Source organism: Mitsuaria sp. MSU3D (assembly GCF_056867975.1).
In genome coordinates this window covers 287,179-313,232 of sequence record NZ_CP200314.1, presented here as the reverse complement: position 1 = coordinate 313,232, position 26,054 = coordinate 287,179, and the positions used below count along the sequence as shown (strand labels likewise).

Here is a 26,054-nt window from a genome sequence, read left to right as displayed (position 1 = left end):
GAAGATCACTGACCCAAAGTTGCTGGGCGTGTTCGGGGAAGTCCTAGATGGCAGACCGGGCGCAAATTGGCAAGACCTGACCCCGAGAACGATTGCCAGTCCAGAAAGGTGGCTGGACAGAAGCGACTCGAACCAATTCTTGACTAGCTCGACGTTGGCGACCCCGTGAGGATTTCAGCCAACGGCTGCGCCAGGCTCACGCACGCCACGCCGCACACTTCCAGCACGGTCATGTAGTAGCTCAGCGCCTCGATGAACGCGTCGCGGCCCAGCCCTTGCCGGTACAGGCCGACGCCGTGTTCCAGGCGCAGTTCGAAGATCTCGTAGGCGTCGGCCACGATACGGAAGAGCGCCTCGCTCTCGACCGCACGACCGGTGCCGATCAGGATCTTGACGTTCAGCGTCCACTGCTCCTCGAACAGGAGCTTCGGTTGCACCAGCATGCACAGCACACCCGTGTCCAACGGGATCGAGAGCGACACCAGACGCTCTTTCGCATCCCAGCGAGGCGTCATTCGGGCGGACATCTCCGGCATCACCGCGGCGGCCAACTCGCCCACCAGCTTCAACATGCCGCGGCCTTGAACCGCCGTCTCGAGCGGAGGCGGAAGGAGATTCGGCAAGGCCGTCGCGACAAAGGAGGCGGCCATCCGCAGGCGCTGCGGCTTCATCACGCGGTCCCGGTAGTCGTCCCAGGAATGCGTCGAGCGCCAGCGCTGCTCCGCGGGACCGATCGGCACGCTGCCCGAGATCACGCAGGGGGCGGCAAGGATGCGCTCCTTGCCGTCGATCAGCAGGCTCGTGGCGCCGTTCCGGACCGCATCGATCAGCGGACTGCGCGAGGTGGCTCCCTCACCCGTCGTCGGGTTGTAGATGCCGATCCAGCCGAAAGCCTCGCGGCGGAAGGCGGCGTCGATGGCGAGGTCGATGTCGGCTTGCGGGTCCCCGTCCCATGTGGCTAGGTGGAAGGGCAGCAGGCGGTGCGACTGCAAGCCGAGGCGATCGAGCGCTCTACAGGTCTCGTCTGCGAAGCGAGGAAATCCCGCCGCCATCGATCGGCCCAATGCCAGCCGACCGTCGACTCCCAGAACCGTCCGAACCGTCATCGTTCAGAAGTACGGCTGGTAGCCGAGAAACTTCAGGCGGTCGATCTCGCCCTCGAAGGTCAGCGCGCCGATGGACTGGTTGTCGACGCAGCTCGATCGCACGTGCACGCCGAAGTGGGTCGGACTTCCGAGCATCGCGGGAATCTTCGAGAGGTCGCCGATCGTCGACCGCGTTTTGGGTTGCCCCCGGCAGAAGAAGAGATCCTTCCCCAGGACCTTCTCGTTCAGCATCGCCGCCGCTTTGGGATACACCACCGCAAACTCCGCGGGCGTCAGGCCCATTGCCGACACGTAAGCGTCGCTGCCCGGCTCGGGGCAGCCGTCGCCGGCGACGGCCATGTAATCGACCGACATCCGGTCGTGGTCAGTCCAATGGCCCGTCTTCGCGTCACGCATGGCCATGATCACGCGAGTGATGCAGACCTGACCCTCTCGCCGGGCTGCGAAATGGTAGAACTCGAGCGCATCGGGCGAGCCATCGTAGACGCACGATCGTCCGACCACCGCTTTCTTCACAGGATCGCTCGCCTGGGTCATGTCGATCGCGGTGCAGACGATCGACCGGGAGAGTTGGCTGGCCTGCGATGGCGCCGGCATGAGCGCCATCAAGAACAGCGCCGCCGCAATGAGTCGAGCGAAATGAAGCATCACGAAAGTATCCGGATTCAATCGTGACAGCACGCTGAGGATTCGATGACGGCCAGGCACTCCGGCGTCTGCCGCCGGGCGTCAACGCGGCGCGAGTTCGCGCACCCATCTTGCCAGGATCTGCTCCTCCAGCGAGCCGTGGTGCTCCTGATGCGCGAGGATGCGCTCGCGCTCGGCGGCGCTGCGGTTCTGGCTGATCTTGGCCTTCATCGTCCAGCGCTCGACCGGCACGCGGAAGCCGACGATCGCGCCCAGCATCTTGTGTTGGAAGTCTTCCGGCAGACCGCGCCACGTCGCGGCGTAGTCGGGTTCCTGCGTCGCGATGAGGCGCTTGAGCAGCGCGTCCTTCGCGTGCTCCTCGTCGATGATCTGCACGCGGCCATGGACCTGCAGGGTCAGGTAGTTCCACGTCGGCACCGACAGCGGCGTGTCGTAGTGGCTCGGCGAGATGTAGGCGCCGGGACCGTTGAACTGCACGAGCACTTCGCCCAGCTCCGGCGACTTCAGCGCGGCCACATGCGGGTTCGCGCGCGCCAGGTGGCCTTCGAGCCACCAGCCCTCGCCATCGGCGGGATCGGTCGGCGCACCCCAGATCATCGGCACCGGCGTCGCCGACAGGCCGTGCGTCGGATCGATCAGCATCAGCGTGGACAGCGGATGCTCCTGGATCATCAGCCGGGCATGCGACAGGTCCGGCAGGTCGAAATGCTTGGGGGTGTACATGCGATGACTTTAGGACACATCGCCCGAAGACCGCTGAAAGTTTTCCTGACCCACTGCAGTAGTCTGGAATGCATTCAGTCGCCCCGGAATGCAAAAACCCCCGCAACTTGCGCTGCGGGGGTTTCACATCTGGTTGGCGGAGACGGAGGGATTCGAACCCTCGATGCAGGTTTTGCCCACATACTCCCTTAGCAGGGGAGCACCTTCGGCCACTCGGTCACGTCTCCAACCGGAGAAGCAGCGACTATAGCATGGCTTCTCGCGCGCTCAAGTGAAACGCAGGCGTCATTCCTTCATCAGGCCTCGATGTCCTGATCCAGATCGAACGCGCGATGCAAGGCGCGCACAGCCAGCTCCATGTACTTCTCGTCGATGACGACGGAGGTCTTGATCTCGCTGGTCGTGATCATCTGGATGTTGATGCCCTCTTCCGACAGCGAGCGGAACATCTTCGACGCCACGCCCACGTGCGAGCGCATGCCGATGCCCACGATCGAGACCTTGCAGATGCGCTGGTCGCCGGTCACCTTGGCGGCCTGCACCGCCGGTCCCACGACCTTCTCCAGCAGCTCCATCGCGCGCTGGTAATCGTTGCGGTGCACGGTGAACGAGAAGTCGGTCTTCCCGTCCTGCGACACGTTCTGGATGATCACGTCGACGTCGATGTTGGCGTCGGCCACCGGGCCCAGGATCTGGAACGCGATGCCGGGCTTGTCCGGCACGCCCAGCAGCGTCACCTTGGCCTCGTCGCGGTTGAAGGCAATGCCGGAGACGACGGCTTGTTCCATTTGTTCGTCCTCTTCAAAAGTGATCAGGGTGCCAGACTTGGCTTCTTCGTCGATGTCGATGTCCCAGGGCGTGAAGCTGCTCAGCACGCGCATCGGGACGCGGTACTTGCCCGCGAATTCCACCGAGCGGATCTGCAGCACCTTGGAGCCGAGCGAGGCCATCTCCAGCATCTCCTCGAAGCTGATGGTGCTCATGCGGCGCGCTTCCGGAACGACGCGCGGATCGGTCGTGTAGACGCCGTCGACGTCGGTGTAGATCAGGCACTCGTCGGCCTTGATCGCCGCGGCGATCGCCACCGCCGACGTGTCCGAGCCGCCGCGGCCCAGCGTCGTGATGTTGCGGTCCTCGTCCACGCCCTGGAAGCCGGTGATGACGACCACGCGGCCGGCGTCGAGGTCGGCCTTGACCTTGGCGTCGTCGATGCTCTCGATGCGGGCCTTTGTGTAGGAGTTGTCCGTCGACACGCCGACCTGCCAGCCGGTGTAGCTGACGGCGTCCATGCCCTCGGCCTGCAGCGCGATCGCCAGCAGGCCGACGGAGACCTGCTCGCCGGTCGAGGCGATCATGTCGAGTTCTCGCATCAGCGACGGCGACGAGCTGCCCGGCGACAGTTCCTTGGCCAGGCCGAGCAGGCGGTTGGTCTCGCCGCTCATCGCCGAGGGAACCACCACCATCTGGTGGCCCGCCCGCGCCCATTTGGCGACGCGCTTGGCCACGTTGCGGATGCGGTCGGTCGACCCCATCGAGGTGCCGCCGTACTTGTGAACGATCAATGCCATGGGAGTGTCAGAGGCCTGCTGCGGGTGGATCGGCGATTCTAAGACCCGCCCTTGCCCGCAACGTCGCTGTCCATGCGGGATCCGCATGCCTCAGGCACCCAGCGCAGTGCCATTTGTGCTTCATCGGCCGGCGCGATCCAGCGCGCGTCGATGCCCAGACCGGGCGCGAAGAGCAACGCGCCATCGACGTAGATCAGCGGCCCTTCCCTCTGGACAGCGGGGATTCCGGCGGTCTGCCAGCACTTCCTGAGCGAGCGGGCCAGGCCCTTGGCATGCGCCTGGAACTGCTCGCCGCCTTCGCGCGGGCGCAACTCGACATTGCTGAGCGCAGAAAGCGAAACACCCCCCGTGGTCACGGGTTCGACATCGAATGCGCCGCCCCACGCCGCCACCGGGTGGCGCCCGGGCCGGGTGAGGTCGATGCGCATCGTCGTGTCGGCCACGGCGGCGGCGACCCCGAGTCCCAGCAGCGATGCGGGCAGTGCCTCCGCTCGAGCGGGACTTCGCACCCGCGGTGGCGCTTGCACGAAGAACCTGCCGCGATAGAGATGCAGCTCGACGTCGCCCAAGGGCCAGCGCGCCACGGTTGCGGCCGGCGCCTCCGCCATCAGGCGACGAATCAGGGTCGCGGGTGCTGTCCGTCCTGTCGCGCGATGCAGCCAGGCGCGCAATGCGTTGGACGCGCGCGCCGGACTGAGCGTGCCCAGCATGGTTTGCGACAAGCCGTCGCCATCGGACCAGCGGGCCAGGTCCTCCTCGGCGATCTCGCGCTGGAGTTCCGCCGCTTCCTGCGCCCATGCGGCGGCCTGCGCCAGCGCGGCTTCCGCGCCGGGAGCCTCCGCGGTCAGCGCGGGCCATGCCTGCAGGCGAAGCCGGTTGCGGGCGAAACGCGCGTCCCCGTTGCTGTCGTCTTCGATGAAGCGCAAGCCATGTTCGGCGACATAGGCCTCGATGGATTCGCGCCGACGATCCAGCCACGGACGAACCCAGCAGACGCCGTCGCGCCACTGCGTGCGCGGCATGGCGGACAGTCCGGCCACGCCGGCGCCGCGCATGGCCTGCAGCAGGAAGGTCTCCGCCTGATCACGCCGGTGATGAGCCAGCAGCAACAGATCGGCGCCGGCCGCGAGGGTCAGGCGTTGCAACGCCTGATGTCTGCCGGCACGAGCCCAAGCTTCGATGCTGTCGCCGGGTCCGGGCGCGCCGTCCAACCGCTCATGCACGAGCGACACGGGCAGGCCTTCAGCCGCCCAGCCCGCGATCTGCGCCTGCAGATGCGTCAGCCACGCGTCGGCGTGATCGCTCAACCCATGATGGATGTGCAACGCCACCACGTGCAGCCCGAGCGGACGGGCGGCAACAGCGGTGGCGTGGAGGAGCGCCGTCGAATCGCGGCCGCCGCTGGTGGCGACCGCAATCACGCGGCGGGAGGCGTCGTCGGAGCCGGCTTGAGCACCGGGCTGGTCGCCGGCAGCAGCACCGGCGTCGGAGCGCAGATCAGCGGCTCTTGGTGTCGCCGAATCGACCATAGGCCTGCAGACGCTCGTAGCGGCGGTCCAGCAGTTCCTTGGTCTTCAGGTCGGAGACCTGGCGGAGCGCATCGCCGAGCGCGCGCTTCAGGTTGGACGCCATCTGCTTCGGATCGCGATGCGCGCCACCGACCGGCTCGCTGACGATCTTGTCGATCAGGCCCAGCGCCTTCAGGCGGTGCGCGGTGATGCCCAGCGCCTCGGCGGCCTCGGGGGCACGCGCCGCCGTCTTCCACAGGATCGACGCGCAACCTTCCGGCGAGATCACCGAATAGGCCGAGAACTGCAGCATCAGCACCTGGTCGGCCACGCCGATCGCCAGCGCGCCGCCGGAGCCGCCCTCGCCGATCACGGTCGCGATGATGGGCACTTCCAGCTGCGCCATCTCGAAGATGTTGCGGCCGATCGCTTCGGACTGGCTGCGCTCTTCCGCGCCGATGCCCGGGTACGCGCCCATCGTGTCGATGAACGTGAACACCGGCAGACCGAACTTCTCGGCCAGCTTCAGCAGGCGCAAGGCCTTGCGGTAACCCTCGGGGCGCGGCATGCCGAAGTTGCGCAGCGTGCGCTCCTTCGCGTCGGAACCGCGCTGATGGCCGATGACCATGCAGGCCTGGCCGTTGAAGCGCGCGAGACCGCCGACGATCGCGGCGTCATCCGCGAAGTGGCGGTCGCCGTGCAGCTCTTCGAACTCGGTGAAGACCTCCGCGCAGTAGTCCAGCGTCTGCGGACGTTGCGGATGGCGCGCGACCTGATAGACCTGCCACGGCAGGACATTCGAATAGATGTCCTTCGTGAGCTGCAGGCTCTTCTTGCCGAGGCGGTCGATCTCTTCCGAGATGTCCACCGCGGACTCGCTCTGCACGTAGCGGAGCTCGTCGATCTTGGTTTCGAGCTCGGCGATCGGCTGCTCGAATTCGAGGAAGTGTTTCTTGCTCATTCTCAGTAATCCACGGGTAGCGGATCGAGGCTCCGCCAAATGTACCATGTGGCCACCGAGCGATACGGGGCCCAGCCCTCGCCCAGCTCTCGGGCCTCCGCGCGCGACACGGGTTCGTCGCTGAAGTAATGCTGGCTGATGCCTTTCAGCAGTCCCAGATCGTCCAGCGGCAGCACGTTCGGCCGCATCAGGTGGAAGATCAGGAACATCTCCGCCGTCCAGCGACCGATGCCGCGGATCGCGACCAGCTCGTCGATGATGGCTTCGTCTTCCATCTGCGCCCATTGACGCACATGGACCTGACCGGTTTCGAAATGCTGGGCCAGGTCGCTGAGGTACTCGACCTTGCGCACCGACAGCCCGACAGCGCGCAGCGCGGTCTTGTCGAGGCTCAGCACCTCGGTCGGCTTGATGCGGTTGGACGGTCCCGAGGTCAGCTCGGCGAACTTGTCCCACACGCTCTGCGCCGCCTTCACCGAGATCTGCTGGCCGACGATGGAACGCGCCAGCGTCGTGAACGCGTCGCCGCGGCTCTGCAGCCGCGCCTCGCCGAATTGCGGGATCAGCTTCTTCATCACCCGGTCGCGCTTGACCAGATGTCTGCAGGCTTCGTCCCAATAGTCCGGGGTCACCCCGGCGGTCGCCACACGCGCCATCAGGCCTGCTCTCCAACCTTCGATGCACGAACCCAGGTCGTGCCGGTCGGGGAATCCTTCAGCTCGATGCCTTGTTCGGCGAGCGCCTTGCGGATGCGGTCGGCCTCGGCGAAATCGCGGCCGGCCTTGGCGGCGGCGCGCGCGGCGATCTGCGCGTCGATCGCGGCCTCGTCCAGGCCCGCGCCGGCTTGCAGGAAGGTCTTCGGCGCCTGCTGCAGCACGCCCAGCACGCCGCCCAGCGCCTTCAGCAGACCGGCGTCCTGCGCGGACCGGTCGCGGTTGACCTGGTTGGCCAGTTCGAACAGCACGGCCAACGCGCCCGGCGTATTGAAGTCGTCGTCCATCGCGGCCTTGAACGCCACCGCCGGACCTTGCGTCCAATCGATGGTCACGTCCGCCGGCGCGACCGCGTCCAGCGCCGTGTACAGCCGGCGCAGCGCGGTGCGCGCATCGTCCAGGCTGACATCGCTGAAGTTGAACGGGCTGCGGTACTGCGTGCGCAACATGAAGAAGCGGATCGACTCGCCGTCGAACTTCTCCAGCACTTCCTGGATGGTGAAGAAGTTGCCCAGGCTCTTGGACATCTTCTCGCCGTCGATGTTCAGGAAGCCGTTGTGCAGCCAGTAATTGACGAAGTGGCCGAAGGCGCCTTCGCTCTGTGCGATCTCGTTCTCGTGGTGCGGGAACTGCAGGTCCATGCCGCCGCCGTGGATGTCGAAGCGCTCGCCCAGCAGCGCGCAGCTCATGGCCGAGCACTCGATGTGCCAGCCCGGGCGGCCTTCGCCCCAGGGGCTGGCCCACTTGGCCTCGACGGGCTCGTCGGCCTTGGCCGACTTCCACAGCACGAAGTCCAGCGGATCGCGCTTGCCGTCGTCGACCGCGACGCGTTCGCCGGCGCGCAGCTGGTCCGGCGACTTGCCGCTGAGCTTGCCGTAGCCGTCGAACTTGCGCACCGCGTAGTTCACGTCGCCGCCGCCGTCGGCCTGGTAGGCCAGGCCCTTGGTCTCGAGCCTGCCGATGATGTCCAGCATCTGCGGGACGTACTCGGTGGCGCGCGGCTCATGCGTCGGCTTGGCGATGCCCAGCGCGTCGAAGTCGCGATGCATCGCGGCGATGGTGTCGCTGGTGAGCTGGCCGATCGTGATGCCGCGTTCGAGCGCGCGACGGATGATCTTGTCGTCGATGTCGGTGATGTTGCGCACGTACGTGACGTCGAACCCGCTGGCCTGGAGCCACCGGTAGACGACGTCGAACGCGATGTTCATGCGCGCATGGCCCATGTGGCACAGGTCGTAGACCGTGATGCCGCAGACGTACATGCGGACCTTGCCCGGCTCGATCGGTTGGAAGTCCTGGAGCTGGCGGTCCAGCGTGTTGTAGATGCGCAAGGAAGACATACGGGGCTCGCGCCGCGCTGGCGACGGGTCGCGAGGGGCGGCGCAATCGACAGTTCGGACGGTGCGGTGCGGGTGGGCCGGAGAGCCGGCCGGGAGGCGAGCGGGAGACGAAAGCTCGCTCTAGAATGCCCGGCAGTATAGCGGCCCGACCCCATGCCAAGACTTCCGTCAAGACTTCCCGCCCTGATCCGCTTCTGCTGCGTCGCCCTGGCGCTGACCGGCGCGACCCTGACGCATGCCGCGACGCTCGACGACGCGCAGGCCCTGTGGGCCGCCGGCAAACGCGACCAGGCGATCCAGACCGCCGAGACCGGCCTGAAAGCCACGCCCGACGACCCGCGCCTGCGCTTCGCGCTGGGCACGATGCTGCTCGAGCAGCAGCAGCTCGAGCGCGCCCGCGCGCTCTTCACCGGCCTGACCGAGGACTTCCCCGACCTCGCCGATCCGTACAACAACCTGGCCGTCATCCACGCCGCGCGCGGCGAGTACGAGGCGGCCCGCCAGGCGCTGACCCGCGCCCTGGACCTGCAGCCCGACCACGCGCAGGCGCAGGAGAACATGGGCGACGTGCTGATGCGCCTGGCCCAGCAGTCCTACGAACGCGCACTGAAGCAGGCGCTCGGCGACGACACCGCGCTGAAGGTCAAGTTGCAACGCGTCACAGCGTTCAACAACGCCAAGGGCGTCCAGGCGCGATGATCGCGGGCGGCGCGCCGACGGCGCGTCGTCGAACACCGCCCCTTCCACCGTTCCCCACACAGACATCAGGACCATGCGGACATCCAAACTCCTGCTCGCCGCCGGCGCCGCCGTGCTGGGCCTCGCGGCCTCGTTCGCCCAGGCCCAGGTCGTCAAGCTGAGCACCACCGCCGGCGACATCACGATCAAGCTGGACGCGGAGAAGGCGCCGAAGTCGGTCGCCAACTTCCTCGCCTACGTGAAGGCCGGCCATTACAACGGCGTGATCTTCCATCGCGTCATCGGCGACTTCATGATCCAGACCGGCGGCTACACGCCCGACCTGAAGCAGCGCCCGACGCGCGCGCCGATCCCGCTGGAGGCCGGCAACGGCCTGATGAACATCCGCGGCTCGATCGCGATGGCGCGCACGAACGACCCGAACTCGGCGACCTCGCAGTTCTTCATCAACACCGTGGACAACCCGGGACTGGACCCGGGCTACGCGTCCGATGGACGCGGCTACGCCGTGTTCGGTTATGTCACCGAGGGCATGGACGTCGTGGACAAGATCCGCGCGGTGCCGACCGCGCCGTCGCCGAAGAACCCGGCGTTCCAGAACCTGCCCAACACCCCCGTCCTCATCAACAAGGCCACCGTCGAGAAATAAGGAGTTGACGACATGAGCAAGAAAGTCGAACTGCACACCAACCATGGTCTGATCACCGTGGAGCTGGATGACGCGAAGGCCCCCAAGAGCGTCGAGAACTTCCTGGCCTACGTGGCCAAGGGCCACTACGACGGCACGATCTTCCACCGCGTCATCAAGGGCTTCATGGCCCAGGGCGGCGGCTTCGAGGAAGGCATGAAGCAGAAGCCGACCGACGCCCCGATCCAGAACGAGGCCAACAACGGCCTGAAGAACGACAAGTACACGCTGGCGATGGCGCGCACGAACGCGCCGCACTCGGCCAGCGCCCAGTTCTTCATCAACACGGTCGACAACGACTTCCTGAACTTCAAGAGCGAAAGCCCGTCGGGCTGGGGCTACGCGGTGTTCGGCAAGGTCGTCGGCGGCCAGGACATCGTGGACAAGATCGAGAAGGTCAAGACCAGCCGCTCGGGCTTCCACGACGATGTGCCGGTCGATCCGGTGATCATCGAGCGCGCCGTCGCGGTCGAGTGAGTCCCGGGTCCGTCGCCTTGCCGCTGCCCCGTGCGGTGGTGCCCCTGGTACCGCTGCGGGCGGCGGGCGGCTGGCGGCGGATCGACCTGCTCTCCGACCTGCACCTGTCGCCGGACATGCCGGCGACGCTGGCGCGGTTCCGCGCGCACCTGGCGGCAACGCCGGCCGACGCGGTCTTCCTGCTCGGCGACATCTTCGAGGCCTGGATCGGCGACGACGCGCGCTGGCAGGCCGGCACTTTCGAGCAGTTCGCGCTCGATCTGCTGCGCGAGGTGTCCTCGCGCAAACCCCTCTTCTTCATGCATGGCAACCGCGACTTCGCGCTCGGCGAGGCGATGGCGGCGGATGCCGGCATGCGGCTGCTCGCCGATCCGACCCGCCTGGAGGCGTTCGGGCGTTCGTGGCTGCTGAGCCATGGCGATCAGCTCTGCCTGGGCGACGTCGGCTATCTGAAGGCCCGCGCGGTGGTGCGTCGGCCCGACGTGCTGGCGGCGCTGCGTGCGATGCCGCTCTTCGCGCGGCGCGCGTTGGCGCGCCACCTGCGCGCGAGGAGCCGGATGCATCAGTCCGATCCGTCCACCTGGGCGGATGTCGATGACGACGCGGCGCGCGCGTGGCTGCGCGCCTCGGGCTGCGGCACGCTGATCCACGGCCATACGCACCGGCCCGCACTGCACGATCTCGGCAACGGGCTCACGCGCGCCGTGCTGTCCGATTGGGACTACGACCATGGCGGCCCTGGCGGCGGTCGCGGCGACGTCTTCGTCCTCGATGCCGACGGCCTGCGCCGGATTGCCCCGATGACATCGGCCATCGAGGTCACCCTCGCATCATGATTGGCGGCCTGCTCCAACGCTGGCGCGATCGCCGCGAGCGCAAGCTGCTCGATCAGTTCGCGATTCCCGACCCGCTGTGGGAACTCACGCTCACGCAGTACCCCTTCATCGCCCGCCGCAGCGATGCGGACCGCACCGAGCTGCGCCGGTTGTGCTCGCTCTTCCTGGCGGCCAAGGAGTTCCACGGCGTCAATGGCTTCGAGGTGACCGATCAGGTCGCGGTGGCGGTGGCCGCGCAGGCCTGCCTGCCGGTGCTGCGCCTGGGGCTCGAGTGGTACGACGGCTTCGTCGGCATCGTGATGCACGAGGGCGAGGTCGTCGCCGCGCGCGAGACGATGGACGAGGACGGCGTCGTCCACGAATACGACGAGACGCTCGCCGGCGAAGCCATGGAAGGCGGGCCGCTGATGCTCGCCTGGAGCGAGATCGCGCCCGAGGCCACCGAGCGCGTCGAGGGCCACGACTCCGTCTACAACGTCGTGATCCACGAGTTCGCGCACGTGCTCGACATGCGCGACGGCGAACCCGACGGCGCACCGACCATCGACGATCCCGCGCTGCGGCTGCAGTGGGGAGCGACGATGGAAGCCGAGTGGCACTGGTTCTGCGATCAGGTCGACGCGGGCGTCGCGACGCTCATCGATCCCTACGGCGCGGAAGCCCCCGAAGAGTTCTTCGCCGTCGCCGTCGAAGCCTTCTTCGTCGCGCCTCGCGAGCTGCTCGCAGAGCAGCCGCGCCTCTATCGCCTCCTCGCCGGGTTCTTCAGGCAAGACCCGGCACACGGCTGAGCAACATCAAGGGAACCCGGGCCCCGTCTCCTCCGTCTCCCTCCTTTGTCGGCCGCCCCGGCCGACAAATTCCCTCCTTAAGCTGCGGAGACGGGGCCCGGGTTCCCTTGATGCGATACATCGAGCACCACACCAATGAAAAAGCCCGCGTGAGCGGGCTTTAGGGGTCAGGTGTTGCGGGGTCAGTCCGCCGTGGCGGGCTCGGACTTGGGCTTGTTGTCCTTCTTGTTGGGCGTGATGTCCAACTGGACCTCGCCCTTGTCGTCGACGTCCACGCTGAGGCGGCCGCCGTCGATCAGGCGACCGAACAGCAGTTCGTCGGCCAGGGCGCGACGGATCGTGTCCTGGATCAGGCGCTGCATCGGACGGGCACCCATCTGCGGATCGAAACCCTTGGCGGCGAGGTGCTTGCGCAGCGCGTCGCTGAAGGTGACCTCGACCTTCTTCTCGGCCAGCTGACTTTCGAGCTGCAGCAGGAACTTGTCCACCACCCGCAGGATGATGTCCTCGTTCAGCGCGCCGAAGTTGACGATCGCGTCCAGGCGGTTGCGGAACTCCGGCGTGAACAGGCGCTTGATGTCGGCCATCTCGTCGCCCTGCTCACGCTTGGTCGTGAAGCCGATCGTCGACTTGGTCATCGCCTCCGCGCCCGCGTTCGTGGTCATGATGATGATCACGTTGCGGAAGTCGGCCTTGCGTCCGTTGTTGTCGGTCAGCGTGCCGTGGTCCATGACCTGCAGCAGCACGTTGAAGACGTCCGGATGCGCCTTCTCGATCTCGTCGAGCAGCAGCACCGCGTGCGGCTTCTTCGTGATCGCCTCGGTCAGCAGACCGCCCTGGTCGAAGCCCACGTAGCCCGGAGGCGCGCCGATCAGGCGGCTGACGGCGTGACGCTCCATGTACTCGGACATGTCGAAGCGGATCAGCTCGATGCCCAGGATGTAGGCCAGTTGCTTGGCGACTTCCGTCTTGCCCACGCCCGTCGGGCCGCTGAACAGGAAGGAACCGATCGGCTTGTCCGGCTTGCCCAGGCCCGAGCGCGCCATCTTGATGGCCGCGGCCAGCGCGTCGATGGACGGATCCTGGCCGAAGACCACGCTCTTGAGGTCGCGGTCCAGGCTCTTGAGCTTGCCGCGATCGTCCGACGACACCGAGGCCGGCGGAATGCGCGCGATCTTGGCGACGATGTCCTCGACCTCCGCGCGGGTGATCGTCTTCTTCTGCTTGCTCTTCGGGAGCACGCGCTGGGCGGCACCAGCCTCGTCGATGACGTCGATGGCCTTGTCGGGCAGGTGACGGTCATTGATGTACTTGGCCGAGAGCTCCGCAGCGGCCTGCAGCGCGGTCAGCGCGTACTTGACGCTGTGGTGCTCCTCGAAGCGCGACTTCAGGCCCTTGAGGATCTCGACAGTCTGGTCGACGGTCGGCTCGACCACGTCGATCTTCTGGAAGCGCCGCGACAGCGCCGCGTCCTTCTCGAAGATGCCGCGGTACTCGCTGAAGGTCGTCGCGCCGATGCACTTCAGCTGGCCCGACGACAGCGCCGGCTTCAGCAGGTTGCTCGCGTCCAGCGTGCCGCCCGACGCCGCGCCGGCGCCGATCAGGGTGTGGATCTCGTCGATGAAGAGGATCGCGCCGGGCTGGTCCTTCAGCTGCTTGATCACCGCCTTGAGGCGCTGCTCGAAGTCGCCGCGGTACTTGGTGCCCGCCAGCAGCGCGCCCATGTCCAGCGAATAGACCACCGCCTCGGCCAGCACGTCGGGCACCTGGCCCTCGGTGATGCGCCAGGCCAGGCCTTCGGCGATCGCGGTCTTGCCCACGCCGGCCTCGCCGACCAGCAGCGGGTTGTTCTTGCGGCGGCGGCACAGCACCTGCACCACGCGCTCGACCTCGAGCTCGCGGCCGATCAGCGGATCGATCTTGCCGTCGCGGGCCAGCTGGTTGAGGTTCTGGGTGAACTGCTCGAGCGGGCTGCCCTTGCCGCCGCCCTGGCCCTGGCCGCCCTCGCCTTCCTCGCGCTCGGACTCGCCGCTGTTGCCTTCCGGGCCCTTCGGGGGCTCGGGCGGCTCGCTCTTCTTGATGCCGTGGGCGATGAAGTTGACGACGTCCAGCCGCGTCACGCCCTGCTGGTGCAGGTAGTAGACGGCGTGGGAGTCCTTCTCGCCGAAGATCGCGACCAGCACGTTGGCGCCGGTCACTTCCTTCTTGCCGTTGCCGGTCGACTGGACGTGCATGATCGCGCGCTGGATCACGCGCTGGAATCCCAGCGTGGGCTGGGTGTCCACCTCGTCGGTGCCGCCGACGGTCGGCGTGTTCTCCTTGATGAACTGCGCAAGCGACTTGCGCAGGTCCTCGATATTCGCCGCGCATGCGCGCAGCACCTCCGCCGCGGACGGGTTGTCCAGCAGCGCCATCAGCAGGTGTTCCACGGTGATGAACTCGTGGCGCTGCTGGCGCGCTTCGACAAACGCCATGTGCAGGCTGACTTCAAGCTCTTGCGCAATCATGCGGCCTCCATAATGCACTGCAGGGGGTGACCGGCGCGCCGTGCGGCCGCCAGCACCATTTCGACCTTGGTGGCCGCGACATCCTTGGTGAAAACACCGCAGACGCCACGACCGTCGTGATGGATCTTCAACATGATCTGGGTGGCCGTATCCAGGTCATGGCGGAAGTACTCCTGCAAGACCATCACCACAAACTCCATCGGTGTGAAGTCGTCATTGAGCATCAGCACCTGGTACAGGCGCGGCGGCTCCGTCTTCTGAGCGACACGCTCCAGGGTGGTCGAATTCCCACCGTCCTCCGGACCCGGCGGCTGAGGGCCGGGCGGTCCCGCGGGTGGGGGCTGTTGGGCAAACAATGGCATGAACCGATTCTATAAACAGCGGGAGCACCCTACATGGGGACAGGCTTCCGCCTGTCAATGCCCCGAGTTTGTCACCTTCGCGGCTCCGTACCCCGGGGAGTTCCTCAATTGACACTGACTTGACACGGATTTGAGAATCCGCCCCGGTGCGAGAAAGACACCGGGATGGAGAAGAACATGGCAACAGGCACGGTCAAGTGGTTCAACGATGCCAAAGGGTTTGGCTTTATTGAACCCGAACAAGGCGGAGGCGACGTTTTCGCGCACTTCTCAGCCATTCAGATGGACGGCTTCCGGACGCTCAAGCAAGGCGGCAAGGTGAGCTATGAGCTGGTGCAAGGCCCCAAGGGCCAGCTGGCGCAGAACATCCGTCCCATGGACGGTGGCGACGGCGGCGACGCGATCGAGGCGCCCCTGGACGCGCCGATCGGGATTCCGCTGATGGCGGACGCCCACGCCGGGCAGCAGGCAGCGGCCTGAACAACCCCCGCTGATCTGGATCGCACGCAAGAAAGCCCGCGCAAGCGGGCTTTCTGCATTCCGGCGGCGGGCGGCCACCGGCCGACCGACCAGCGCGGTTGGCGGCCGGCCAGGCGACCGGGCCGGCCTGTGGTCAGAAGGAAACATCGACCCAGGATCGGTCAAGGACTCGCTCGAGAAACCAGGCGCCGGGACGCCCGATTCCCCGCCCGGACCTACCGATTTCAACGTACCCCTGCAAACGCGCCGCGCTCGTCGGAGAACACGATCTCCACGCGCCGGTTCTGCTGGCGCCCGGCGGCGTCAGCGTTGGAGGCTACCGGGCGCGCTTCCCCGTTGCCGCGCACATCGACCCGCCCAGCGGCGACGCCGCGCTTCACGAGCGCATCCCGCACCGACTCTGCCCGCGCCCGGGACAGGGCGAGGTTGCTCTCGGCGCTGCCCGTGCTGTCGGTGAAGCCCTCGATCAGGATGCGGCGTTCCGGGTGGTTGCGCAGCGCCGAGGACAAGGTGTCGAGGCGGCTGTAGGCGCCTTCCTTCAGCGTCGCCCTGCCGGTGTCGAACAGGACGTCCTGCAGCATGACGACGAGGCCTTGCGGCGTCGGCTTGGCCTGGATCTCCGCGAGCTCGCGCTGCAGGCGGTTGGCGCGCTCGGAAGCAGCCATGGCGGCGGCCTCCGCAGTGGCCGCCTGGCCTTGCGCGACCTGAGCCTGTCCCTGTGCGACCTGGGCCTGACGGGTGCGGACCTCCGCGCGCAGGCGCTCGCGTTCGAGGCCGGCCGATTCGACCTTGGCGTCGGCGGCGCGCGCGGCGCCCAGGTTGATCGCCGTCTGCGCACGTTGGGAAGCGATCGTGGCGGCGCTGTCCAGCTCAGACGGGTCCTTGCGCTCCCGCCAGGCGAAGTCGGCCCGGTCCAGGGATTCCCTGGCCTTGGCGAGCTCCGTCGCGGCGTAGCGACTGGTGTTCGGATCGCTGCTCGCTTGCGCGTAGTCGCGCTTCGCTGCTTCCAGGCCCGCGTGGGGAACGGGCACCGACGAGCAGGCGGCCAGCGCCAGGGCCGTGAGTCCGCCAGCGAAATTCCAATATCGATTCATGATGTCTCCTCAGAGTGGAAGTCGCTGACAGGTCAACGGTTGGGCGCGGCAGAGGCCGGACCTCGGTTGAGCTCCTCGCGCAAGGTCGAGAGGCTGCGGTCGAGTTCGGCAGCGGCCTTCTCGGAGCGGTCGCGCGCGGACTTGGAACGCGCCAACGAGGCGGCGGCCTCGGCTTCGTCGGCCTTGCGGCGGGCGAGCGCGTGATCGCCCTTCTTCTGGGCCTCCTGGGCTTCAGCCAGGCGTGCGCGGGCCACGACCAGGTCGGGCGAATCGCCGGCACCGATGCTGGTCTGCGCGGCATCGAGGGCACCGCGGCTCTCGCCGACCTGCGAGGCGGTCTCGACCTTGTTGGTCGAGCATCCGGTCAGCGCGGCGACGGCGAGAACGCCCGCGGCGATGAGGACGCTCCTGGGCGAGCGGAGTAAGGGTTGGTGTCGCATGAACAATCCTTTGATGTCTGGATGTTCATGGACAGGCAAGCGCGGGTCCCGCGCCGACGGTCAGGCCACCGTCTTCAGGAAGCAGAACCCCGTCAGCCAGCTCCACTGCGGATGCGTGGCATCAATAGTTCCTCCCGGGTCATCCCCAGATGCCGCGTTCTCGCTGCAGCCCCGCTGGGGCGCCAGGATGTTGGTGCAGGAGCGGCTGATGCGTCCGCACGAACCAAAGATCCAGCCGAATGCTGGATTCGCCTCCTCGTAGCCAGCTTCGCGTGCGCACGACAGTGCGCTCCGAAAGGCCGACACCATGAGGCAAGACCATTTGCCCCGGGGGCACTTCAATGAAGCTTCACAGTGACGCGCCAACGACGAGCCCTCAGATTGGCCAGACTCAGCAATCGAATCCGCTCAATCGCTCGCCATCGGGAGAAGCTGGCGCTGCCCGGCCACCAGGCTCATATGAACTGTCGGGCCTTGCCGCAGCCCCCAGTCGCAAGCCATCCCTGCCGCTGTCCGCCGGCTCGCCCGCGACAAAGCGCCTGGCTGATGACATGGACATGGCGGCGGATCAACCGGCGAAGCGAATGAGACAGAACGCCGTCCTGCCACCCCGCACCGAGCACCTGGCATCAGCCACGACGGCACAGGCATCGCAGATCGGCGCCATCTCATCGCATGCCGCCGGAGCCAGCCAACTCGGCGGAAAGGTGATCGACGTTCCCGGTCTTCCGATGTACTCGCGGGTTCCGACCAAGGGGCAGGCCACGGAGATCGAATCGACAATCAAGGACGCGTTGCAAGGCCAGCACGGGCCTGTCCAAGTGTTCGGCTATCACGTCACCACTCAGGAAAACGCCGACGCGATCCGGAATCAAGGCTTTTCTGCCGATGCAAATCACGGCCTGGGTGGCGGCGTTGCCGGAATGAACATTCACGGATCCGGGCTCTACACGTCCATCCGTCCCGTCGACGACTACGTCAAGCCCGACAAGACCAATGTCATGTACGCCGTGGTGGCACCGCAAGGCGCCGGGTTCAAGGAGGGAACGCGCGAAACAGGAAAGTCGTGGGACGCCGCGAGCAACGCTGCCAGTGCCCACGATGGGGATTTCGTGAATAGCATGAGTGGCGACCGCAAGGTCAACCCAGGCGCCATTTCCAAGGTGGCTCTGGTCCCAGTCGCGACGATTCCCCCTCGATGCCGCCGGAGCTTCTCGCCATGCAGGCTGGCACTTCGCATAGGCCGGCACCGGCGAAGACAGTGTCTCCCGAACTCCATGACTTCATTTCCGGTGCAGTCGAGAAACATCCGGAGGCCGTGCAGGCCATCCACGACCAGCCGGATCCCGATAAGAAGCTCGACCTGATAGTGGCCCTCAAGAACAAGATCATGGCGGACGGTGGCATGCCTGAAGGCGCCACCAGCCGGCTCCTGATGATGGATCTCAAGCCACGCTATCAGCGGCCGACCGAAAGCTGAGCCACTTTTGCCTGCGGCCGGTCGTCAACACCTGACCCTGGCCGCGCCTGACCCGCTCTGACTCAATCCTGACAAGGGAGAGCGCGTGAGCCCACGGATCGTCTCGACATGAAAAAACCCCAGGCGCTTTCGCGCACTGGGGTTTTTGACCGGAGCCCGGCGAAGCCGCCGGGCCTGCAACGATCACATGTTCTCGATCATCACCTGACCGAAGCCCGAGCACGACACCTGCGTCGCGCCGTCCAGCAGGCGGGCGAAGTCGTACGTGACCTTCTTCGACAGGATCGACTTCTCGATCGACGAGATGATCAGGTCGGCCGCTTCCGTCCAGCCCATGTGACGCAGCATCATTTCAGCCGACAGGATCTCGGAACCGGGGTTCACGTAGTCCTTGCCCGCGTACTTCGGCGCCGTGCCGTGGGTGGCTTCGAACATGGCGACGGAGTCGCTCAGGTTCGCGCCCGGGGCGATGCCGATGCCGCCGACTTGAGCCGCCAGCGCGTCGGAGATGTAGTCGCCGTTCAGGTTCAGCGTCGCCACGACCGAGTACTCGGCCGGACGCAGCAGGATCTGCTGCAGGAACGCGTCAGCGATGCTGTCCTTGACCACGATGTCCTTGCCGGTCTTCGGGTTCTTGAACTTGCACCACGGGCCGCCGTCGATCAGCTCGGCGCCGAATTCCTTTTGGGCCAGGGCGTAGGCCCAGTCACGGAAGCCACCTTCGGTGAACTTCATGATGTTGCCCTTGTGGACGATCGTGACGCTCGGCTTGTCGTTGTCGATCGCGTACTGGATGGCCTTGCGGACCAGACGCTCCGTGCCTTCGCGCGACACCGGCTTCACGCCGATGCCCGAGGTCTCCGGGAAGCGGATCTTCTTGACGCCGAATTCCTCTTGCAGGATCTTGATCAGCTTCTTGGCCTTCTCGCTCTCGGCTTCGAATTCGATGCCGGCGTAGATGTCTTCCGAGTTCTCACGGAAGATGACCATGTCCGTCTTGTGCGGTTCCTTGACCGGCGACGGCACGCCTTCGAACCAGCGCACCGGGCGCAGGCAGACGTACAGGTCCAGTTCCTGGCGCAGCGCGACGTTCAGCGAGCGGATGCCGCCGCCGACCGGCGTCGTCAGCGGGCCCTTGATCGAGACCACGTAGTCCTTCAGGACCGTCAGCGTCTCTTCGGGCAGCCACACGTCGGGGCCGTAGACCTTCGTCGACTTCTCGCCGGCGTAGATCTCCATCCAGTGGATCTTCTTGGCGCCGCCGTAAGCCTTCGCCACGGCCGCGTCCACCACCTTGATCATCACCGGGGTGATGTCGAAGCCGGTACCGTCACCCTCGATGTAAGGAATGATCGGGTTGTTCGGAACGTTGAGCGAGAAGTCGGCGTTGACCGTGATCTTCTGGCCGCCCTCGGGCACCTTGATGTGCTGGTACATGGAGTCGTCTCCGCGAGTCGCGTGGGTGGTTTGGGGTAAACCGGAAGCGCCGATTCTATGACAGCGAAACTTTCAATCGGCTGATGCCCGGACCATGTCCCTGGGACGGTCAGCCGCAGAACGCGCGGATCTGCGCCCACAGGCCGTGACCGAGCGCCCAGAGCGACCCCGCCGCCAGCATCGCGCCGGACAGACGGGTTGCCATTCGCACACCCGAGCCGCCCGCGGGACCGCCCCGCATCCCCGCGCCGCCCAGGCGGGCCAGCAGCCAGGGACCGGCGAGCAAGCCCGGCGATGAGCCGAGCGCGAAGGCCGCCATCACGCCGGCGCCCTGCCAGGGGCCTTCCGCGAGCGCCGCGACGGTCAGCGCGGCATGCAGCAACCCGCAGGGCCAGGCCAGCCAAGCCAGTCCGGCCAGACCGGCGCCGGCCGTGCGCACGGGAGACAACGCGACGGCGCCTGCGCCGAGCGACGCGACCGGAATCCCGACCGCCGTCGGCGCCCGGGTCGTCCAGAGTCGCAGCACCCACCGCGGCGGCTCCGCGCGCCAGAAGAGGAACGCCCCCATCGCCAGCGCCGCGAGATGCACCATCAGCCACAGCGGCCGCAAGGCCCCGGAGGTCGCCTCCCAACGCAGCAGGCCGCCGACGCTGGCCGCGACCATGGCCCCGGCCGCCGCGTAGCCCAGCAGCCTCCCCCGTGGAAGGCGGCCATTCCGCCGCGCCGGCCGCCGGTCACCGCCGCACACGGCGCGACGCACATCGCCGCGCAATGGAGGCTGCCGGCGGCACCCATCACGAGCGCGGTCCCGGCAAGCGCGAGCGACAGCATCCCGTATCCGTCCTTCGACTTCAGAAGATGCGCGAGAAACGCACCGGCGACTCGACCGACGCGCCATCGGCGGCGCTCATCGCATCGGCGGCGCTCATCGGCGTCGTCGCCGAGGTCGCCGAGGTCGCGAACGATGCGCCCGCGGTGCTTCCCGGCCTCAGGTACCGGTCGAACACCATGGCGACCGCCCGAACGAAGAACCATCCCATCGGCGTCACCTGCACCGCGCTCGGCTCGATCGTGACGAGTCCGTCCGCCGCCATCTGGCGCAGACGATCGAGCTCCCCCGCGAAGTACTCGGCCGCGACGATCCCGTGCGAGCGCTCGATCGGCTCGAAGTCGAGCCGCCCCTGGCACATCAGCGCCATGATCGCGTCACGCCGCACGAGGTCGTCCTGGTCGAGGACCAGACCGCGCTCCACCGGCAGCCGGCCCTCGCGCAAGGCCGCGTAGTACTCGGGCAGCGTCTTCACGTTCTGCGCGAACGAGGCGCCCAGCTTCGAGATCGCCGAGACGCCCAGCGCCACGAGGTCGCAGTCCGGCTGCGTGCTGTAGCCCTGGAAGTTGCGATGCAGGCGCCCTTCCCGCTTCGCGACGGCCAACGGATCGTCCGCGAGCGCGAAGTGGTCCATGCCGATGTAGCTGTAGCCCCGCGCGAGGAAGCCTGCGATCGCGCCGGACAGCATGCGCAGCTTGTCCCCGGGCGGCGGCAGCGCGGCGGGCTCGATGCGCCGCTGCGGCTTGAAGCGGTGCGGCAGGTGCGCGTAGCCGTAGAGCGCGATGCGATCGGGCCGCAGCGTCGCCACCTGTTCGATCGTGCGCGCGAACGAGGTCGGCGTCTGCAGCGGCAGGCCGTGGATCAGATCGACGTTGATCGAGCGGAACCCCAGGTCGCGCGAGGCGCCGATCAACGCGGCAACGCTCTCCAGGCTCTGCTCGCGATGCACGGCGCGCTGCACGTCGGGGTCGAAGTCCTGCACGCCGAAGCTCAGCCGGTTGAAGCCCAAGGCGCGCAGATGACGCAGCCGCGCGACGTCGATGGTGCGCGGGTCCACCTCGATCGAGATCTCGGCATCCGCGGCCAGGCGGAAATGGCGACGCAGCAGCGCCATCAGCATCGACAGCTCGCGATCGGCAAGGAAGGTCGGCGTGCCGCCGCCGAAGTGCAGCTGCGACACCAGCCCGCGATCGCCGAGCCGGCGATGCACCAGGCCCATCTCGACCTCGAGTGCGTCGACGTAGGCCGCCGCGCGCTCACGGTGCCGCGTGACCACCTTGTTGCAGGCGCAGTAGTAGCAGACCGATTCGCAGAATGGGATGTGCACGTAGACCGACATCGGCTGCCGCGCCGCGGGGCCGAAGGCGCGCAGCGCCAGCATCTCGCCGTGGCGCTCGGCATCGAGGCCCGCGTGGAAGCGGTCCGCCGTCGGGTACGAGGTGTAGCGCGGTCCCGCGATGTCGAAGCGGCGCAGCAGATCGGCATCGGGGATGCTGCAGTCCCAGGGGGTCGGGTCAGGGCACATGGGCGCCATCCTCACCCTTTGTTGGCAAAGCGTCATTGATTGATGTCATTGCCGGCGTCGATGCCCCGGCAAAGAATCCGCCGCTTCCTCGCATGTCCGACGATCTCATGCCGAGCGCCACCACCTTGCCCGCCCCACCCCCTCCTCCCGCTTCGGCGCCCGCGCCTGCGCGGCCCGTGCTGTCCGCGCCGCCCGACACGACCCGGATCACCTGCGCGACCTGCACGGTGCGGCAGGTCTGCCTGCCGACGGGACTGCCGGCCGCCGACGTCCATCAGCTCGAGCGCATGGTCTCGGACCGCCGGCATGTCACGCGGGGCACGGTGCTGTTCAAGCCCCGCGATCCGTTCGACGCCCTCTACATCGTGCGCACCGGCTTCTTCAAGACCTCGGCCTCGGCGGAGGACGGCCGCGATCAGATCACCGGCTTCCACATGGCCGGAGAGATGCTCGGCCTCGACGGCATCTTCAGCGGCGCCTACGCCAGCCAGGCGGTGGCGCTGGAGGACTCGCACATCTGCGTCGTGCCCTACGGCCGCATCGAGGACATCACCCGCGAGGTCGACCGGCTGCGTCGACAGTTCCACCGCCTGATGAGCCGCGAGATCGTGCGCGACCAGGGCGTGATGATGCTGCTCGGGTCGGTGCGCGCCGAACAGCGCGTGGCGACCTTCCTGATCAACCTGATGCGGCGGCTGCGGGCGCGCGGCTTCTCGTCGTCGAGCGTCGTCCTGCGGATGACCCGCGATGAGATCGGCAGCTACCTCGGCCTGACGCTGGAGACGGTGAGCCGCACCTTCTCCCGGATGCAGGACGATGGCCTGCTCGAAGTGCGGGCGCGCGAGGTGCGCGTGCTCAAGCCACGACAGCTGCTGCAGCTGGTCCGGCGCACCGCCTAGCGGCGCATCGGCGACGTCGGCGACATCGCCAACGTCAGCCACGGGATCCACGTCATCGACGTCATCGACGTCATCGACGTCATCGAGCATGGCGACCTCAGCGCGACTGTCCGCCCGTCGCCGCATGGTTGCGTGCCTTCAGCGCGGGCGTCGTGGCAGGGTCGCTGATCTCGTCCGCAGCGACGCCACTGCGATCGACCGCACTCGTCGAATGCACCACCGGGTCGGGATGCACGATGGCGAGCGTCAGCGTCGCCATCGAGGCCACCACCACGATGCTCGGGCCACCGACGACCAGCCACATCGTCGGGTGTCGCCACCAGGGACCGCTGGCAGGGAGATCGGCGTCGTTCAGGCGTGTGGGGGTCATATCCGCTCCTGATGAAGAGGCAAAGAGAGAAAGGGGAAAGGGGAATGGAGGAAAGGGGAAGGCGGCCGCGCTCATCGCGGCACGACGAAGGTCGATTTCTCGAGCAGCTCGCGCTCCGTGGCATCGACGGGGCCCATCGACGCGCCAGGCGGCGCAACCCGTCGGACGGCGAAGCGCATCGGATGCGCGCCGGGACCGAGTTCACGCGCGACCTCAGGCGGCAGACGCAGCGCGACGGTGACCCAGCGCGCCTCCGCGGGCCCGAGCGCCAACTCCCCGGACGGCGAGGCCACGCGAAGGCCATCGATGCCCCGCACATCCACGACGAAGCGCTGCGTCGATTCCGCGGCGTTCATCAGCTGCAGGCGGTAGAGGTTCTCGACCACGCCGTCGTCGACCTCGCGCGCGAGCGTCGCACGATCGCGCACGACGTCGACCTTGAACGGCAGACGGACGGCCAGGCTCCAGACCAGACCGCCCGAGACCAGCAGCAGGATCGCGCCGTAGACCAGCACGCGGGGCCGCAGCACGCGACGCCACTGCTGAGCCGCCGTCCAGCGATGGCGCATGCCGTTCTGCGTCGCATAGCGGATCAATCCGCGCTCGTAGCCGAACTTGTCCATCACGTCGTTGCAGACGTCGATGCACGCGGCACAGCCGATGCATTCGTATTGCAACCCCCGGCGGATGTCGATGCCGGTCGGACAGACGTGGACGCACTGCTGGCAATCGACGCAGGACCCGAGGCCCATGACCGACGGGTCTGCCTTCTTCGAACGCGGGCCGCGCGGATCGCCGCGCGCGGTGTCGTAGCTGATGATCAGCGTGTCGCGGTCGAGCATCGCGCTCTGGAAGCGCGCGTACGGGCACATGTACTTGCAGACCTGCTCCCGCAGGTAGCCGGCGTTGCCGTAGGTCGCCAGGCCGTAGAACAGCACCCAGAAGAGCTCCCACCCGCCGAGCGCGAACGCGGCCGCGTTGCCGCCCAGCGCGCGGATGGGCTCGAAGTAGCCCACGAAGGTGAAGCCCGTCCACAGCGCCACCGCCAGCCACGCGGCGTGCTTGCCGCCCTTGCGCAGCAGCTTCTCCAAGGTCCAGCCGGCGCGGTCGAGCCGGATGCGCGCGGCGCGGTCGCCTTCGGTGTGGCGCTCGATCCAGAGGAAGATCTCGGTGTAGACCGTCTGCGGACAGGCGTAGCCGCACCACAGCCGTCCCGCCACCGCCGTGAAGAAGAACAGCCCGAACGCCGACACCACCAGCAGCGCCGTCAGGTAGATGAAGTCCTGCGGGTAGAGGATCAGGTCGAAGATCAGGAAGCGGCGCGCCTCCAGATCGAACAGCACCGCCTGGCGTCCGTTCCACTGCAGCCACGGCAGACCGTAGAACAGCAGTTGCGTGGCCCACACCAGCGCCCAGCGCCACACGGCGAACCAGCCGTGCACGGCACGGGGGTAGATCTTCGCTTCGGCTTCGTAGAGCGAAACCGCTCGCCGTTCAGGGCCGCTCATGGCCGCTCATGGGACAGGCCCCAGACATACGCGGCGAGGACGCGGATCTGTTCCGGGCTCAGGCGCGAGCCGTGCTCGGGCATGTGGCTGTGCTTGCCGTTGTTGACCATGGCGACGATGGCGGACTCGCCCCACCCGTGCAGCCAGACCTTGTCGGTCAGGTTGGGCGCGCCCAGCGCCTGGTTGCCCTTGCCGTCCATGCCGTGGCAGGCCGCGCAGGCGCTGAACTTGGACTTGCCGAGCGCCGCCGCCACCGAGTTGTGCGGACTGCCCGACAGGCTCAGCACGTAGTGCGCGAGGTTGCGCACGTCCTCGCCATTGCCGACCGCCGTGGCCATCGGCGGCATCGTGCCTTCACGCCCCTGCGTGATGGTCTGGACGATCGTGTCGCCGCTGCCGCCGTAGAGCCAGTCGTTGTCGGTCAGGTTGGGAAAGCCCTTCGAGCCCTTGGCATCGGAACCGTGGCACGTCGCGCAGTTGTTGGCGAAGAGCCGCTCGCCGATGGCCTGGGCCTGCGGATCCGCCGCCAGCGACTCGACCGGCTTGCCGTCGAATCTCGAGTAGATCGTGTGCATGGCCACGCGCGCCTGTGCCTGCTCGGCCTCGTACTGCCCGGTGCTGGACCAGCTCAGCGAGCCCGCGTACGCACCAAGGCCCGGATAGAGCGCCAGGTAGAGCCCCGAAAACACCACCGTCAGCACGAACAGCACCATCCACCAGCGCGGCAGCGGGTTGTTGAGCTCGCGGATGTCCTCGTCCCAGACGTGGCCGGTGGAGTTGTCCTCGGCCATCACCTTGCGGCGGCTGGCGATGATCAGCAGCGCCAGGCACAGCACCAGGCCGAGCACGGTCGCCGCGGCGACGAACAGCGACCAGCCGTTTGAAACGAAATCACTCATGACGACCTCCTCGCGGCGCGTCCTCGCCCGTCAGGACGAGCGCGCCCAGGTCTTCGAAACGTTCGCGGTTGTGCCGGGCATAGGCCCAGACGACGATGCCGACGAACACCAGCAGCGACACCACGGTCACCGCCGAGCGCAATGCATTCAGATCCATGTCGGGCATGGG

At 67.2% G+C, this 26,054-nt stretch carries 28 protein-coding genes and 1 tRNA gene; 9 read left to right on the top strand and 20 right to left on the bottom strand.

Going from position 1 to position 26,054, the window contains the following annotated elements:
* Window positions 1-143: 143 nt before the first annotated feature.
* From AC1VNM_RS01485 to cysS, 9 genes are all read right to left on the bottom strand, one after another.
* The gene (locus tag AC1VNM_RS01485) at window positions 144-992 is read right to left on the bottom strand and encodes a hypothetical protein (protein ID WP_483105614.1); all 849 of its coding nucleotides are present in this window, start codon (window positions 990-992) and stop codon (window positions 144-146) included.
* Window positions 993-1,109: 117 nt separating this feature from the next.
* Window positions 1,110-1,787 (bottom strand): hypothetical protein, encoded by a 678-nt coding sequence (locus tag AC1VNM_RS01480; RefSeq protein WP_483105613.1) that lies wholly within the window; start codon window positions 1,785-1,787, stop codon window positions 1,110-1,112.
* Window positions 1,788-1,835: 48 nt separating this feature from the next.
* A complete protein-coding gene (locus AC1VNM_RS01475) occupies window positions 1,836-2,477 on the bottom strand; it encodes an FMN-binding negative transcriptional regulator (RefSeq protein ID WP_483105612.1) in 642 nt (213 codons plus the stop codon).
* 134 nt (window positions 2,478-2,611) lie between these two features.
* Window positions 2,612-2,704: transfer RNA gene (locus AC1VNM_RS01470), tRNA-Ser, on the bottom strand.
* A gap of 69 nt (window positions 2,705-2,773) precedes the next feature.
* Entirely contained in the window at window positions 2,774-4,045 is a 1,272-nt protein-coding gene (locus tag AC1VNM_RS01465) for an aspartate kinase (RefSeq protein WP_067269429.1), read from the bottom strand.
* 38 nt (window positions 4,046-4,083) lie between these two features.
* Window positions 4,084-5,574: a tRNA lysidine(34) synthetase TilS gene (gene tilS, locus AC1VNM_RS01460; protein WP_483105611.1), complete on the bottom strand. Its 1,491-nt coding sequence runs from the start codon at window positions 5,572-5,574 to the stop codon at window positions 4,084-4,086.
* Complete coding sequence (locus AC1VNM_RS01455; RefSeq protein WP_483105610.1) at window positions 5,543-6,514, bottom strand: acetyl-CoA carboxylase carboxyltransferase subunit alpha; 972 nt, start codon at window positions 6,512-6,514, stop codon at window positions 5,543-5,545. The genes tilS and AC1VNM_RS01455 overlap by 32 nt, the downstream gene beginning before the upstream one ends.
* A gap of 2 nt (window positions 6,515-6,516) precedes the next feature.
* Window positions 6,517-7,170 carry a DNA-3-methyladenine glycosylase family protein gene (locus tag AC1VNM_RS01450; RefSeq protein ID WP_377156412.1) on the bottom strand — a complete coding sequence of 218 codons (654 nt, stop codon included), beginning with the start codon at window positions 7,168-7,170 and terminating at the stop codon, window positions 6,517-6,519.
* The gene (gene cysS, locus AC1VNM_RS01445) at window positions 7,170-8,567 is read right to left on the bottom strand and encodes a cysteine--tRNA ligase (protein ID WP_483105609.1); all 1,398 of its coding nucleotides are present in this window, start codon (window positions 8,565-8,567) and stop codon (window positions 7,170-7,172) included. The genes AC1VNM_RS01450 and cysS overlap by 1 nt, the downstream gene beginning before the upstream one ends.
* Window positions 8,568-8,720: 153 nt before the next feature.
* Between cysS and AC1VNM_RS01440 the strand changes: the two genes are divergently transcribed.
* The 5 genes from AC1VNM_RS01440 (at window position 8,721) to AC1VNM_RS01420 (ending at window position 12,055) form a co-directional block, all read left to right on the top strand.
* Window positions 8,721-9,266, top strand: a complete 546-nt coding sequence (locus tag AC1VNM_RS01440; RefSeq protein WP_377156414.1) for a tetratricopeptide repeat protein — start codon at window positions 8,721-8,723, stop codon at window positions 9,264-9,266.
* Window positions 9,267-9,339: 73 nt separating this feature from the next.
* On the top strand, window positions 9,340-9,915 hold the full coding sequence (locus tag AC1VNM_RS01435) for a peptidylprolyl isomerase (RefSeq protein ID WP_377156415.1): 576 nt from the start codon (window positions 9,340-9,342) through the stop codon (window positions 9,913-9,915).
* A 12-nt stretch (window positions 9,916-9,927) separates the two neighbouring features.
* Window positions 9,928-10,431, top strand: coding sequence for a peptidylprolyl isomerase (locus AC1VNM_RS01430; protein ID WP_431102432.1), 504 nt, complete (start codon window positions 9,928-9,930; stop codon window positions 10,429-10,431).
* A gap of 17 nt (window positions 10,432-10,448) precedes the next feature.
* Window positions 10,449-11,267: a UDP-2,3-diacylglucosamine diphosphatase gene (locus AC1VNM_RS01425; protein ID WP_483105608.1), complete on the top strand. Its 819-nt coding sequence runs from the start codon at window positions 10,449-10,451 to the stop codon at window positions 11,265-11,267.
* A complete protein-coding gene (locus AC1VNM_RS01420; protein ID WP_483105607.1) occupies window positions 11,264-12,055 on the top strand; it encodes a M90 family metallopeptidase in 792 nt (263 codons plus the stop codon). The genes AC1VNM_RS01425 and AC1VNM_RS01420 overlap by 4 nt, the downstream gene beginning before the upstream one ends.
* A gap of 182 nt (window positions 12,056-12,237) precedes the next feature.
* Here AC1VNM_RS01420 and clpA read toward each other — a convergent pair whose 3' ends face one another.
* Window positions 12,238-14,562, bottom strand: a complete 2,325-nt coding sequence (clpA, locus tag AC1VNM_RS01415) for an ATP-dependent Clp protease ATP-binding subunit ClpA (RefSeq protein ID WP_377156422.1) — start codon at window positions 14,560-14,562, stop codon at window positions 12,238-12,240.
* A complete protein-coding gene (gene clpS / locus AC1VNM_RS01410; protein WP_377156424.1) occupies window positions 14,559-14,924 on the bottom strand; it encodes an ATP-dependent Clp protease adapter ClpS in 366 nt (121 codons plus the stop codon). Before clpS ends, clpA begins: the two co-directional genes overlap by 4 nt.
* Window positions 14,925-15,089: 165 nt before the next feature.
* Here clpS and AC1VNM_RS01405 point away from each other — a divergent pair, with 165 nt between their 5' ends.
* Window positions 15,090-15,404: a cold-shock protein gene (locus AC1VNM_RS01405; protein WP_377156425.1), complete on the top strand. Its 315-nt coding sequence runs from the start codon at window positions 15,090-15,092 to the stop codon at window positions 15,402-15,404.
* A 224-nt stretch (window positions 15,405-15,628) separates the two neighbouring features.
* Here the strand turns inward: AC1VNM_RS01405 and AC1VNM_RS01400 are convergent, their stop codons facing one another.
* The gene (locus AC1VNM_RS01400) at window positions 15,629-16,498 is read right to left on the bottom strand and encodes an OmpA family protein (protein ID WP_483105606.1); all 870 of its coding nucleotides are present in this window, start codon (window positions 16,496-16,498) and stop codon (window positions 15,629-15,631) included.
* Between the two features lie 32 nt (window positions 16,499-16,530).
* Window positions 16,531-16,938, bottom strand: coding sequence for a hypothetical protein (locus AC1VNM_RS01395; protein WP_377156429.1), 408 nt, complete (start codon window positions 16,936-16,938; stop codon window positions 16,531-16,533).
* Window positions 16,939-17,489: 551 nt separating this feature from the next.
* On the opposite strand from AC1VNM_RS01395, the gene AC1VNM_RS01390 reads away from it, so the two are divergent.
* Entirely contained in the window at window positions 17,490-18,305 is an 816-nt protein-coding gene (locus AC1VNM_RS01390; RefSeq protein WP_483105605.1) for a hypothetical protein, read from the top strand.
* Window positions 18,257-18,418 carry a hypothetical protein gene (locus tag AC1VNM_RS01385; protein WP_483105604.1) on the top strand — a complete coding sequence of 54 codons (162 nt, stop codon included), beginning with the start codon at window positions 18,257-18,259 and terminating at the stop codon, window positions 18,416-18,418. The genes AC1VNM_RS01390 and AC1VNM_RS01385 overlap by 49 nt, the downstream gene beginning before the upstream one ends.
* Window positions 18,419-18,601: 183 nt before the next feature.
* Here the strand turns inward: AC1VNM_RS01385 and icd are convergent, their stop codons facing one another.
* The 3 genes from icd to hemN form a co-directional block, all read right to left on the bottom strand.
* Window positions 18,602-19,855 carry an NADP-dependent isocitrate dehydrogenase gene (icd, locus tag AC1VNM_RS01380; protein ID WP_279759129.1) on the bottom strand — a complete coding sequence of 418 codons (1,254 nt, stop codon included), beginning with the start codon at window positions 19,853-19,855 and terminating at the stop codon, window positions 18,602-18,604.
* Window positions 19,856-19,964: 109 nt separating this feature from the next.
* Window positions 19,965-20,753 carry an urease accessory protein UreH domain-containing protein gene (locus AC1VNM_RS01375; RefSeq protein WP_483105603.1) on the bottom strand — a complete coding sequence of 263 codons (789 nt, stop codon included), beginning with the start codon at window positions 20,751-20,753 and terminating at the stop codon, window positions 19,965-19,967.
* A complete protein-coding gene (gene hemN, locus AC1VNM_RS01370) occupies window positions 20,707-22,209 on the bottom strand; it encodes an oxygen-independent coproporphyrinogen III oxidase (RefSeq protein WP_483105602.1) in 1,503 nt (500 codons plus the stop codon). Before hemN ends, AC1VNM_RS01375 begins: the two co-directional genes overlap by 47 nt.
* A gap of 92 nt (window positions 22,210-22,301) precedes the next feature.
* Between hemN and AC1VNM_RS01365 the strand changes: the two genes are divergently transcribed.
* Window positions 22,302-23,108, top strand: a complete 807-nt coding sequence (locus AC1VNM_RS01365) for a cyclic nucleotide-binding domain-containing protein (RefSeq protein ID WP_483105601.1) — start codon at window positions 22,302-22,304, stop codon at window positions 23,106-23,108.
* A 97-nt stretch (window positions 23,109-23,205) separates the two neighbouring features.
* On the opposite strand, the gene AC1VNM_RS01360 is transcribed toward AC1VNM_RS01365, so the two are convergent.
* The 4 genes from AC1VNM_RS01360 to AC1VNM_RS01345 form a co-directional block, all read right to left on the bottom strand.
* The gene (locus AC1VNM_RS01360; RefSeq protein ID WP_377156440.1) at window positions 23,206-23,478 is read right to left on the bottom strand and encodes a hypothetical protein; all 273 of its coding nucleotides are present in this window, start codon (window positions 23,476-23,478) and stop codon (window positions 23,206-23,208) included.
* A 71-nt stretch (window positions 23,479-23,549) separates the two neighbouring features.
* The gene (ccoG, locus tag AC1VNM_RS01355) at window positions 23,550-24,986 is read right to left on the bottom strand and encodes a cytochrome c oxidase accessory protein CcoG (RefSeq protein ID WP_483105600.1); all 1,437 of its coding nucleotides are present in this window, start codon (window positions 24,984-24,986) and stop codon (window positions 23,550-23,552) included.
* Window positions 24,983-25,885 carry a cytochrome-c oxidase, cbb3-type subunit III gene (gene ccoP / locus AC1VNM_RS01350; protein ID WP_483105599.1) on the bottom strand — a complete coding sequence of 301 codons (903 nt, stop codon included), beginning with the start codon at window positions 25,883-25,885 and terminating at the stop codon, window positions 24,983-24,985. Before ccoP ends, ccoG begins: the two co-directional genes overlap by 4 nt.
* Entirely contained in the window at window positions 25,878-26,051 is a 174-nt protein-coding gene (locus AC1VNM_RS01345; protein WP_377156444.1) for a cbb3-type cytochrome oxidase subunit 3, read from the bottom strand. The genes ccoP and AC1VNM_RS01345 overlap by 8 nt, the downstream gene beginning before the upstream one ends.
* Window positions 26,052-26,054: the final 3 nt, after the last annotated feature.